The organism is Lysinibacillus sp. NPDC093692 (genome assembly GCF_050280125.1).
GTDB lineage: Bacteria > Bacillota > Bacilli > Bacillales_A > Planococcaceae > Lysinibacillus.
Map to the genome: position 1 here is coordinate 135,135 of NZ_JBNNUW010000007.1, position 12,804 is coordinate 147,938.

At 38.0% G+C, this 12,804-nt stretch carries 11 protein-coding genes; all 11 read left to right on the forward strand.

Annotated features, from left to right (window positions below):
• The first annotated feature begins 432 nt into the window (after positions 1-432).
• Positions 433-1,266, forward strand: coding sequence for a DUF5643 domain-containing protein (locus tag ACQKN4_RS10105; RefSeq protein ID WP_427483582.1), 834 nt, complete (start codon positions 433-435; stop codon positions 1,264-1,266).
• Between the two features lie 105 nt (positions 1,267-1,371).
• Positions 1,372-2,532: a chromate efflux transporter gene (chrA, locus tag ACQKN4_RS10110; protein ID WP_427483583.1), complete on the forward strand. Its 1,161-nt coding sequence runs from the start codon at positions 1,372-1,374 to the stop codon at positions 2,530-2,532.
• A gap of 294 nt (positions 2,533-2,826) precedes the next feature.
• Positions 2,827-3,972: a radical SAM family heme chaperone HemW gene (gene hemW, locus ACQKN4_RS10115; RefSeq protein ID WP_427483584.1), complete on the forward strand. Its 1,146-nt coding sequence runs from the start codon at positions 2,827-2,829 to the stop codon at positions 3,970-3,972.
• A gap of 89 nt (positions 3,973-4,061) precedes the next feature.
• Positions 4,062-5,090, forward strand: coding sequence for a heat-inducible transcriptional repressor HrcA (gene hrcA / locus ACQKN4_RS10120; protein ID WP_427483585.1), 1,029 nt, complete (start codon positions 4,062-4,064; stop codon positions 5,088-5,090).
• 18 nt (positions 5,091-5,108) lie between these two features.
• Positions 5,109-5,681, forward strand: a complete 573-nt coding sequence (gene grpE, locus ACQKN4_RS10125) for a nucleotide exchange factor GrpE (protein WP_427483586.1) — start codon at positions 5,109-5,111, stop codon at positions 5,679-5,681.
• Between the two features lie 78 nt (positions 5,682-5,759).
• Positions 5,760-7,598, forward strand: coding sequence for a molecular chaperone DnaK (gene dnaK / locus ACQKN4_RS10130; RefSeq protein ID WP_079563492.1), 1,839 nt, complete (start codon positions 5,760-5,762; stop codon positions 7,596-7,598).
• Between the two features lie 236 nt (positions 7,599-7,834).
• Positions 7,835-8,941 (forward strand): molecular chaperone DnaJ, encoded by a 1,107-nt coding sequence (dnaJ, locus tag ACQKN4_RS10135; RefSeq protein WP_079563491.1) that lies wholly within the window; start codon positions 7,835-7,837, stop codon positions 8,939-8,941.
• A 21-nt stretch (positions 8,942-8,962) separates the two neighbouring features.
• The gene (prmA, locus tag ACQKN4_RS10140) at positions 8,963-9,904 is read left to right on the forward strand and encodes a 50S ribosomal protein L11 methyltransferase (protein ID WP_427483587.1); all 942 of its coding nucleotides are present in this window, start codon (positions 8,963-8,965) and stop codon (positions 9,902-9,904) included.
• A gap of 84 nt (positions 9,905-9,988) precedes the next feature.
• Positions 9,989-10,726, forward strand: coding sequence for a 16S rRNA (uracil(1498)-N(3))-methyltransferase (locus ACQKN4_RS10145; RefSeq protein WP_427483588.1), 738 nt, complete (start codon positions 9,989-9,991; stop codon positions 10,724-10,726).
• A gap of 411 nt (positions 10,727-11,137) precedes the next feature.
• Positions 11,138-11,923, forward strand: coding sequence for a CsxC family protein (locus ACQKN4_RS10150; RefSeq protein WP_427483613.1), 786 nt, complete (start codon positions 11,138-11,140; stop codon positions 11,921-11,923).
• 487 nt (positions 11,924-12,410) lie between these two features.
• Positions 12,411-12,804 (forward strand): hypothetical protein (locus ACQKN4_RS10155; RefSeq protein ID WP_427483589.1); only part of this gene is annotated, 394 nt, incomplete at its 3' end.

Consider the following 12,804-nt stretch of genomic DNA (forward strand, 5'->3'; position numbering starts at 1 on the left):
AAGTGGTGACGGGGTGACTCCTTGGGGATCAGCAATAGGGGAACGAAGGCTAAAAAAATCATACCCTGTGATAATGCCTTCGTGATCAACATCGTGCTGTCGCTGCGCTTTCGCACAATCAAAACCCTCTGCTGCCGCTACGTTAGCACTACGCTTTCGCGCAAAAAACATCTGTTGGCCCGAGACCCTGCAGCGAAGCGGCAGCAACAAAGCGCCCAGTCGGAACGGAAATCAACCCCTCGTTTTGCCGAATAGCAGTACTTTATGTTCATTCAGAATAAAGGAATATACATTATTCCTTTAGATACATAGCGAAATCAGCCAAATCAAGACAACGTTAGAGGTTATATAATGTTCAACTGAAAACTACAATAAATAAAAAGCTTTTGTGCAGACATACTTTCTTAAAATGAGGTGTACATGATGTCCGATATGCTTCTAGTTGAGAATCAGCCAAAGGGAAACCTAGGACGCAAAATATGGTTTATTGTAGTATTGCTTTTATTGGTAGCTACTTGTGTCATTGTTTATTATTTTTTATTTAAGAAAGATTTGAATTTTGAAGCATACAAAACAGTTGTCGACAAAACTACTGAAAATGCTCTCGGACGTTTAACGTTAAATGAAATAATCATTGATGATAACCAAATATTACTGAACGCTACTTTTAAGCCAGTCAAGGACTTAAATTTCGACAATCAAATCTTTTTCTTTCCACAAGTTTTTGTGAATGGAAAAGAGCTCACGGTTAGAAATGGAGGACAGACAATCCAACAATCCGATAAAAATTATACAATTTATAGTAGTGTGAAATTAAGAGAACTACCAGCAGATAAAATATTAAGCTTAGATATTCGTTATAACAACTGGAACGGGGAAAAAAAGATTGACGAGCCATGGGAATTTCAAGTGAAAGCTTCGCAAGAGCAATTACAAGAAGATAGAAATACCTTCTCTGTTGAGAAAAAAGTAAAGCTGTTAGATGGTCAAGAAATAACGATAGAAAAGGTTGTTTCTACACCAATATCTACTACGATTTACTTTCATTCCGAGAAAAGCTTACTAAATGAAGCGATACATTTTAAAATTCAATCAGCGTCAGGGGAAACTTGGCACATTAACTCTGCTTATCCTTTAAATGAAGATTATACAAAATGGGGTGTCCGCCTCGACGCATTATATTTGACCGGAAATAGTTATGAGCTAATTCCAGTTGCTAAAAATGGAAGTGAACTGGGCTCTGCTATTAAAATTGAAGATAAATAACGAAACCTACATCCGTAACTTTTTAAATTTTACAATATCTTAAACTAAAAAGATGATTACTCAATGTAATATGAATATATATGACATCGAGAGTAGTTGAAGATATTGCGAAAATTATGGGAGATTTTTTTAGTTTCACTAAAATTAGGTTGTACATCCTTTGGGGGTCCTACTGCTCATTTAGGGTATTTTCAAAATGAATATGTTCAGAAGCGTATATGGCTATCTGATAAAGAATACAGTCAACTAGTTGGACTCAGTCAATTTTTACCTGGGCCAGCATCTAGCCAGGTAGGGATGGGTATCGGCTTATTAAGAGGCGGTTTATTGGGGAGTGTTGTGTCATTTCTTGGTTTTACATTGCCATCGGTTTTGTTGCTTATGGCATTTGCGTATTTTTCTGCATATACAGGGATGGATATGGGCTGGGTTCATGGCTTAAAATTAGTGGCTGTTGCGATTGTTGCACAAGCTATTTTAGAAATGTCCCAAAAATTAATCTCTAGTATTCGCCATTTTATAATCGCTTTGTTAGCACTTGTAGTAGTGCTTTTATGGGTTCATCCACTTGCTCAAGTAACTACTATTATTGTTGCTTCTTTTATAGGCTATCTCTTTTTTAAGATGACTAATCAAAAAGAAGACCCAAAAGAAACGCTTGTGCCGATTTCAAAAATGACCGGTGTATGTTTTTTAGCGCTGTTTGTTCTATTACTTATTGGTTTACCAATCGCTAGCCCAATTATTCAATATGAATGGTTTATGTTATTTGAAAAGTTTTATTTATCAGGTGCATTAGTATTTGGTGGAGGTCATGTCGTATTGCCTTTACTAGAGGCGCAGTTTGTCCAAAATGGATTAATGGGTTCTTCCGATTTTTTAGCAGGATACGGAATGACGCAGGTAGTCCCTGGTCCATTATTTACGTTTGCTTCTTATATAGGTATGGTCATTGCTGGAGTGCCAGGGGCTATTATTGCAACGATAGCGATTTTTTTACCCGCATTTTTGCTTATAGTAGGGGCAATGCCTTTTTGGCTAACTCTTAATCGTATTGCCGGATTAAGAGGAGCGATGGCTGGTGCAAATGCAGCGGTTGTTGGCATATTAGCTGCAGCTTTTATTCATCCGATTGTTACACAGACAATTCAAAATGGACTAGACATCGTAATCGCAGCCTCTTTTTTATGGTGCTTGCTACGTTGGGGAATTCAACCTTATTTGCTCGTTCTAATTGGCATTTGTGTAGGATTTTTATGTTATTAAGGACACACAAAAATATATTGATTTGCATTGAATTAAACCCACTTGTTGCAGTGGGTTTGATTTTTTTTGTGAAAGTTGGCTATTTAAATAAAGTGTGTACAGCTTCTTAACTATCTTCCCCTTTTAAAACATGTCCAGCGGCGGGATTGCTGTCATGCAATTGTTATAGATAAATAATGTCCAAACCATTTAGTTTTGATTTAGTTATTTAACTGGTTGGATTCATGGCGTTCCCTGTCACGATTGTTTATAATGAGGAAATGGAAAAAGACTAACGAGAAAGAAGGGATAGCTATGGCACGAGGTGTTTACATTCATATTCCTTTTTGTCATCAAATTTGCAACTATTGCGATTTCAATAAATTTTATTTTAAAAATCAACCAGTTGATGAATATATAGAAATGCTTGGCAAGGAGATGGAGCTTGCGAATAAAAAATATCCTGAAAGTTTTAAAAAAATCGAAACGATATTTCTTGGTGGCGGTACACCAACAGCATTAACGCCGCAACAACTAGAGAGACTTCTTGAACTTATCCGTACGTACATTCCAATGGACAGTGTGACGGAGTTTACGTCAGAGGCCAATCCGGACGAGCTATCAGAAGCAAAATTACAGGCATTATTTGCTGGCGGTGTAAATCGCATAAGCATGGGTGTGCAATCCTTTGATCAAGAGTTGTTAAAAAAGATTGGCCGTACACATAGCAACAATCATGTCTATGAAACAATTGACTTAGCGAAAAAGGTAGGCTTTAGAAGCATTAGTTTGGATTTAATGTACGGTTTGCCAGGACAAACGATGGCACAATGGAAGGATACTTTAGAAAAAGCGTTCGCGCTTGATATACCACATTATTCCGCTTATTCACTAATCGTTGAACCGAAAACGATTTTTTATAATCAATACACAAAAGGTAAGCTTCATTTACCAACTGAAGATCTTGAAGCAGATATGTACGAGGTGTTAATGAACCAGATGGAGGCACATGGACTTCATCAATATGAAATTAGTAACTTTGCTCAATCTGGTTTCAGTTCTACACATAACAAAATTTACTGGGAAAACGATGAATATGCAGGCTTTGGAGCGGGTGCTCATGGATATCTAGCAGGTGTACGATATTCAAATCATGGACCATTGAAAAAGTATATGGATACAGTAAATGCAGGAGAACTACCAATTGTATATGAACATGTTGTAACAGAGAAAGAAAAATGTGAAGAGCAAATGTTTTTAGGGCTGCGTAAAACGGAAGGAATTACACACACTATATATGAAGAAAAATTTAATGAATCCATGCATAGGCATTACTCACATATCATAGAAAAATTAGTTTCAGAAGGTCTATTGGAGCATGATACTAAAGGAATTCGCCTTACTCGAAAAGGTCGTTTTGTAGGGAATGAAGTATTTCAACAATTTTTACTAGAAGATTGAGCGATATCGTTGACATAAAATGTAGGATTTGATAACTTAATAATAGTATTAGCACTCCTCTTAGTTGAGTGCTAACAGAGGTGATGATCATGCTAACGAATCGGCAATTACAAATATTGCAAGCTATAGTAGACGACTTTATTATGTTTGCACAGCCGGTAGGTTCTCGCCAAATCTCCAAAAAGCAAGAGATTACATTTAGTCCAGCCACAATTCGAAATGAAATGGCGGATTTAGAGGAATTAGGCTTCTTGGAAAAAACGCACACTTCCTCTGGTCGAGTGCCTTCGGAAAAGGGTTATAGATTTTATGTAGATCATTTGTTGAGCCCTCAAGGCATTAATTCGAGGGACATTCAGCAAATCCAATCAATTTTTAACGATCGCTTAGTAGAAGTAGAGCATATTATCAGAAAGTCGGCCAATATTTTATCGGAGCTGACATCGTATACATCGATTCTTTTAGGACCAGATGTCCAAAGACATCGTGTTAAACGATTTTCAATTGTGCCACTTTCTAGCGATGCAGCAGTAGCGATTATCGTAACGAATAATGGACACGTTGAAAATCGCATGTTTAGTTTACCTCCTAATTTTACCGCTTCTGATTTAGAGAAAATGGTTAATATCTTAAATGAACGTCTAGTTGGTGAGTCATTAGAAGATATTCATAAAAAACTCGAAGCTGAAGTGCTAACAGTATTACAACAGCATGTTCAATCAGCGGATGATTTTATTCGCTCTCTCGTGACAGCGACGATGCATAATTCGGAAAGTAAAGTTTTCTATGGTGGTAAAACAAATATGTTCAACCAACCGGAATTCCACGATTTAAATAAAGTCCGTATGATTTTGGACTTAATGGAAACGACTAGCCAAGTGCAATCGCTCTTCCATCCTAATGAATCGGGCATTCATATTCGTATAGGCTCGGAAAATAAACAACTAGAAATGGAAAACTGTAGTGTCATTACGACCACTTATTCTATTGGTGAAGAACAGCAAGGGGCTATAGCAATTATTGGTCCAACACGAATGGATTATAAACGTGTTGTTGCTTTACTAGATGTAATGCGCATGGATTTAACACAAGCCTTTACGAAGAATCGTAGTGATTGATAATGAGGAGGATTTCAAGTGACGGAAACAACTGAAAACAAAGACCTTGTACAAGAAGACGTACAAGCTGAAAATGAAGTAGAAGAAACAGAAGTTAAAGTAGAAGAACAAGAAGTCGAATTAACAATCGAAGAACAGTACGAAGCAAAGCTAGCTGAGTTACAAGTAAAGCTAGACGATGAGGAAAACCGTCATATACGTTTACGTGCTGACTTCGATAATATTCGTCGTCGCAACCAACTTGATCGTGAGGCTGCTGAAAAGTATCGTGCTCAAACTTTACTGTCAGATTTACTGCCAGTCATTGATAATTTTGAGCGTGCCTTACAAGTTGAAGCGACTTCAGAAGAAACGGCTTCTATCGTAAAAGGTATTGAAATGGTGTACCGTTCTCTGATCGAAGCAACTGAGAAGGAAGGCTTGCAAATTATTAAAGCTGAAGGTGAGCAATTTGATCCAAATGTTCACCAAGCTGTTATGCAGGAGCAAGATAGTGAAAAAGAGACTGGTGTTGTTTTACGCGAGCTTCAAAAAGGTTATATATTAAAGGATCGCGTATTACGCCCAACGATGGTATCTGTGAACGAATAGACTTAGTACTATTTAGTTAATTACAATTATTAGTTAGAAAACGCATCATTTGCGTTTCAATAATAGGAGGAAATTTTAATGAGCAAAATTATCGGTATTGACTTAGGAACAACAAACTCATGTGTCTCTGTACTTGAAGGCGGAGAACCAAAAGTAATTCCAAACCCAGAAGGTAACCGTACAACACCATCTGTTGTTGCATTTAAAGGCGGAGAACGTCAAGTTGGTGAAGTAGCGAAACGTCAATCTGTAACAAACCCTAACACAATTATTTCTATTAAATCTAAAATGGGTACATCTGAAAAAGTTCAAGTGGAAGATAAAGAATATACGCCACAAGAAGTTTCTGCAATGATTCTTCAATACTTAAAAGGTTATGCTGAAGACTACTTAGGTGAAAAAGTAACAAAAGCAGTTATTACTGTACCTGCTTACTTCAACGATGCTCAACGTCAAGCTACAAAAGACGCTGGTAAAATCGCTGGTTTAGAAGTAGAACGTATTATCAACGAACCAACAGCTGCTGCACTTGCTTATGGTTTAGACAAACAAGATACAGATCAAAAAGTATTAGTATTTGACCTTGGTGGCGGTACATTTGACGTATCTATTCTTGAATTAGGTGACGGTGTATTTGAAGTATTAGCAACAGCTGGTGATAACAAACTAGGTGGGGACGATTTCGACGATGCTATCATCGAGTATCTTGTAGCAGAATTCAAAAAAGAAAATGGCATTGACCTTTCAAAAGATAAAATGGCTATGCAACGTCTAAAAGACGCAGCTGAAAAAGCGAAAAAAGACTTATCAGGTGTAACATCTACTCAAATTTCTTTACCATTCATCACTGCTGGTGAAGCGGGTCCATTACACTTAGAAATTTCTTTAACTCGTGCTAAATTTGACGAAATTACATTACCATTAGTAAACCGTACAGTAGGTCCGGTACGTCAAGCATTATCTGATGCAGGTCTTTCAACATCTGAAATTGACCAAGTAATCTTAGTTGGTGGTTCTACTCGTATTCCAGCTGTACAAGAAGCTGTACGTAAAGAAACTAATAAAGAACCACACCGCGGTGTAAACCCTGATGAAGTTGTAGCAATGGGTGCTGCAGTTCAAGGTGGCGTATTAACAGGTGATGTTAAAGACGTAGTCCTACTTGACGTAACACCACTTTCATTAGGTATCGAAACTATGGGTGGCGTATTCACAAAATTAATTGACCGTAATACTACGATCCCAACATCTAAATCACAAGTATTCTCAACTGCAGCTGACAACCAACCAGCAGTAGATATTCACGTACTACAAGGTGAACGCTCAATGGCAGCTGACAACAAAACATTAGGTCGCTTCCAATTATCGGATATTCCGCCAGCCCCACGTGGTGTACCACAAATCGAAGTAACATTCGATATTGATAAAAATGGTATCGTATCTGTTAAAGCGAAAGACCTTGGTACAAACAAAGAACAAACAATTGTTATCCAATCTGATTCTGGTTTATCTGAGGAAGAAATCGAACGTATGGTAAAAGATGCAGAGGCAAATGCTGAAGCGGATACTAAACGTAAAGAGGAAGCAGATCTTCGCAACGAAGCTGACCAATTAGTGTTCCAAGTTGACAAAACAATTGCTGATTTAGGCGAACAAATTACAGAAGACGAGAAAAAATCTGTAGAAGATGCTCGTGATGAGCTGAAAAAAGCGCTTGAAGCTGGCGAATTAGAAGGCATTAAATCTGCTAAAGAAAAACTAGAAGGTGTATTACAACCACTAGTAATGAAAGTATATGAACAAGCTGCAGCAGCTGCTCAAGCAGCTCAAGGTGGCGAAGCAGGTGCAGAAGCTGGCGATGGTAAAAAAGACGACATCGTAGACGCTGACTTTGAAGAAGTAAAAGACGATAAATAATAGTAAGTAACACAGTTAAGTGAAGAAGCCAAAGACCGCTTGCGGCTTTGGCTTTTCTCTTTATTTACTGCTATAAGTTATGCCCATTTAATTGTCTAGTGGCGTAGGGTATTTAAGAGAAAAGAGAAAAAACATGTGATGCAACATTTTTAATGAATAATTAGTAATAAAATAGAGGCAGTTTTTTTAACTGCATGATACAATAGATTTTATGCAAAAAGAGCGGAGTGTGAATCATGGAGAAACGCGATTACTACGAGGTGCTTGGTTTAACGAAATCGGCTTCTAAAGATGAAATTAAAAAAGCATACCGTAAATTATCAAAGCAATACCATCCTGACCTTAATAAAGAGCCAGGTGCAGATGAAAAATTCAAAGAAATCGCTGAAGCTTATGAAGTATTAAGTGACGATCAGAAAAAAGCACGCTATGATCAATTTGGCCACGAGGATCCAAATGCAGGCTTCGGAGGCGGCGGCTTTGGCGGCTTCGAGGATATTTTCAGTTCATTCTTTGGTGGTGGCGGTCGCCGTCAGGACCCGAATGCACCACGCAAAGGTGATGACCTTCAATATCGTATGAATATTTCGTTTGAGGAAGCAATTTTCGGAAAAGAAACAGAAATCGAAATTCCTAAAGATGAAGAATGTAATACTTGCCAAGGTTCAGGTGCAAAACCGGGTACTGATCCTGAGACATGTTCAACATGTCAAGGTGCAGGTCAAGTAAATCAGGCAGTAGATACACCATTTGGCCGTATGATGAATCGTCGTACTTGTTCTACATGTCAAGGTGCAGGTAAAATCATTAAAGAAAAATGTTCTACTTGTCGTGGTGAAGGGAAAGTTCAACAACGTAAGAAAATCAAAGTTAACATTCCAGCAGGTGTTGACGATGGTCAGCAAATTCGTGTGTCTGGTCAAGGTGAGCCAGGTATAAATGGAGGACCTGCGGGGGATTTATATATTATGTTCCGCGTTCAAGGACATAAAGAGTTTGAGCGTGATGGCGATGATATTTATTTCGAACTAAAACTGACATTCCCACAAGCAGCTCTTGGTGATGAAATTGAAGTTCCGACTGTTCATGGGAAAGTAAAACTACGTATTCCAGCGGGAACACAGTCAGGTGCACAATTCCGTCTAAAAGACAAAGGTGTCAAAAACGTCCATGGCTATGGCACAGGGAATCAATATGTAACAGTAAAAGTTGTAACGCCAGAAAAATTAACAGAAAAACAAAAGCAATTACTACGTGAATTTGCGGAAATCAGTGGTGATATTCCTGAAGAGCAAGGAAGCACACTATTCGATAAAATTAAGAAAAAATTCCAAGGTGAATAATTAGAGGAGCTGAAGAGCTACGTGAAGTGGTCAGAATTATCCATTCATACAAAAAATGAAGCGGTAGAAGCAATTTCGAATATTTTGCATGAAGCAGGGGCAAGTGGTGTGGTTATTGAGGATTCTGCAGAATTTGCGAAGCCACGAGAAGATCAGTATGGTGAAATTTATGCGCTAAATGAAGCAGATTTTCCGAAAGATGGTGTTATTGTTAAGGCTTACTTATCGGAGTCTAGTTTTTTAAATGAAACAGTCGAAGAAATTAAGGCGGCTATAACGAATCTAACGAACTTCAACATCGATATTGGTGAAAATGTTGTTTCGATTGTGGAAGTTAACGAGGAAGATTGGGCAACAGCATGGAAGCAATACTATCATCCTGTAAAAATTTCTGAACGCTTTACAATCGTACCAACATGGGAAGAATATGTACCAGTAACAACAGACGAACTAATTATTGAATTAGATCCTGGTATGGCTTTCGGTACAGGAACACACCCTACAACTGTTATGTGTTTACAGGGGCTTGAGAAGGTTGTAAAAGAGGAAGATTGGGTTATCGATATCGGAACGGGTTCGGGCGTTTTATCAATCGGTGCAGCCTTACTAGGTGCTAAGAGCGTGCATGCACTTGATTTAGACGAAGTAGCTGTACGTTCAGCACAAGAAAATGTTGCATTAAATAAAGTGGATGATAAAGTATCAGTATTCCATGGGAACTTATTGGATACTGTAAAGGAACCAGCTGATGTCGTTGTGGCTAATATTTTAGCAGAAATTATTATGTCCTTTACTGACGATGCATTTTCAATTGTTAAACCGGGTGGATTATATGTCACTTCAGGCATCATTGCCGCAAAACGTGATGATGTAAAAGCAGCACTAGAAGCTTCAGGCTTTGTAATCGAAGAAGTATTATTAATGGAAGATTGGGTAGCAATCATTGCCCGTCGACCACAATAAGAGGACTGAGGAAGCGCCAAATCGGAAGCCGAGTGCTTGTGATTTGGCGTTTTCTCTTCTTTCTAGAAAGGAGTACGGTTTTAAATGCAGCGATATTTTATTGAGACAGCCATAGCGGAAGCAAGAATTAGCGGAGAAGATGCCCGACATATTGAACGAGTAATGCGTATGAAAGAGGGCGACAAAATCGTAGTTGTCGCACAAAATACTGCTCATATTTGTGAAATTTCAGCCTTTGAAGGGGATGAGGTACACGTTCAAACTACGGGTGAAATCGTTCCTTCACCAGAGTTACCTGTCCATGTAACAGTGGCATGTGGGTTGCCGAAGGGCGATAAGTTAGAACTGATTACACAAAAGGCGACAGAGCTTGGAATGTTTGCCTTGTTGCCATTTGAAGCGGAGCGTTCCATCGTTAAATGGGATAAAAAGAAAGGTGCCAAAAAGCAAGAGCGTCTACAAAAAATTGCAAAAGAGGCAGCTGAGCAATCCCATCGTACACATATCCCAGAAATATATGAACCGATTTCTTTTAAACAGCTAGTAGAACAAGTAGGCAATTTCGACGCCGTTTTTATAGCGGATGAAGAGGATGCAAAAGCAGAACGACGTACAAGGTTTGCAGAGAAGCTAAAAAACGTGTATGACAAGAAGTCGAAATCTATTCTTATTATCTTTGGTCCTGAAGGCGGCATTGCACGAAAAGAAGCGGATGCCCTGCTTCAAGCAGGTGCTCAAACGATGTCTTTAGGACCCCGAATTTTACGAGCAGAAACGGCACCACTCTATGCGCTATCTGCAATATCGTATGAATTTGAATGAGACAGCGTTTAGCCTTGTCAAAAGAGATTTTCACACAATGAATGAGTAAACATCATTTTTTTTTTGCATATATAGGCAGTCGTGCAAAGGTTTAGAAACTACATTCAATGACTGTTTTTATTAGGTAATCCTATAAGTAGAGCCGATTCAATAAACTTTGAATCGGTTTTTTTAGTGAAATCCCATATTGAAGGAACATTGTCAAATCAGGCATCACAACGGCGAGTACCTGGCATTGTGTTCATTTTTATCCCTCAGCTCAAAATCCCCTTTATCTAAATGAATAAAAAACTAGTATACGCGTCCATTCATAGATTTAATTGCAACATATTCTGATACTGAGAGCTCTCGAATACTACAAAATGAAAAGAGGGGAATTTTTTGAGTGGTCAATGTGAAAATCAAAATCAAATGCCACCTTGTCCAGTAACATCAACTGAACAAATACCATTAAATAGTGAGGCTACTATACTAGCCGCTACACCGGTTACGGCACCAACTATTAAAGTTCCAGTTGCACTTGCAGAACCAACACTTCAAATAGTTGTGGAATCAGATATTACGCTGGATCCTGCAGCAACTGAAATCAAAAGAGTGAAAAAAAATGTTTTCCTAAATCAAGTTAAATTAGTGCCGGTTAGATTTGCACGTATTGATAACACTGACTTTTTTAGGGTAACAAGAGCTAAATTGTTTGTAGCAGGGCATATTCGCAAAAATATAGAATATGCTTCAGCGGCATGTAATGGCGCGCTACAAGATAGAATTGCTGATGTTCCGTTTTCTGGTTTTACAGAACTTATTTTCCCACAAACACTTGGAGGCACTACTCCAATCATCGGAATTTCCGAGTTTGCTGAAGCGAACTTCCTGAATGAACGTACTCAAATGGATGCTCGATTGGATAAGGCTTTCTTCCAAAATCTAGTGAAGTACAATGAGCAACCATTTGGCGAGTTAGTTGCTGCAAACTTCTTTGAACTTGATTTTTCACCAGTTATGACATCACCTGAAGGTACTTTCCGCACATTGCGTGAAAAAATTGTTCTAGATCTTACAGTAAAAGTACTGCAAGTTCAACAAGTCCGCCTTGGAGCTGGTAGTGCTGTAATAACTCCTGTTTTACCAGGATTGACTCCACCGGTTAGTCCTGCTGATTCACCAGTTAGACCTGATCCTCCTTCTAATCCTTGTTAATTAGAGGAGCGAGTAGATAAAAACGGGTGTTTCGAGGGATATTGAAAATCCAATATTTGAATTTTGGCAGTTGACAGTTTGATTGAATAGAACTGTTAACTGCCTTTTTGCTATATATTATCGGGTTGAAAACAAAATAATGTAAAGATGATATTTTCTATTTAAATAATCGACTTAAACGTATTTCTACTGAGATTTGGAAATGACCGAGTGGCAAAAGTAAAAGTAATGCATAAAATGGATTGTAATTATAAGTGCAACACTTAGATCAAAATAAAAGAAAAAAGAATTTCATGGAATTAAAAACGAAGAAGGGTTATAGTGTGAGTTTTCTTGAAGAAACGGATTTTGAACATGTCTCTCAAGAATAACGCATAAAGTCTGAATATTTGACCAAAAAGCTGTCTTGGCTGGAAAAATGCTTAGGAGTTTTTTACAAATCACCTGTTGCACGTTATTTGTCAATACATTATTTAGGAGTGAACGAATGAAAACTCCATGGATTAATTTTAGAGAAATGAAAGAAATAAGTTCCAAACAAAAAGTTTTCATCAATTGTAATTATCAAATTAAACCCAAGAAAAAGATAGATCATACACCTCAACTAGATACTACAGGTGACATTTCATATTCTTTAAATGTCGATTTTAAAAATAATGACCTTGCTATAGAAAAAGATGAAACCAGCCTTGCAACGCATCTAAATCCCGATAGTGAGCTACTCATTCCTCCTGAAATTGATGTTGAGAATGAAATGAACGATCCCCTTAATAAAGAAGAGGCGGATGAAACCAGTCCTGTAGAAGAAGAGGATCTTGAAACGCATTTAGATTCTAATGGCGAGCTACACGGCACTTCTGAAGTTGATGTAGAGAATGAAA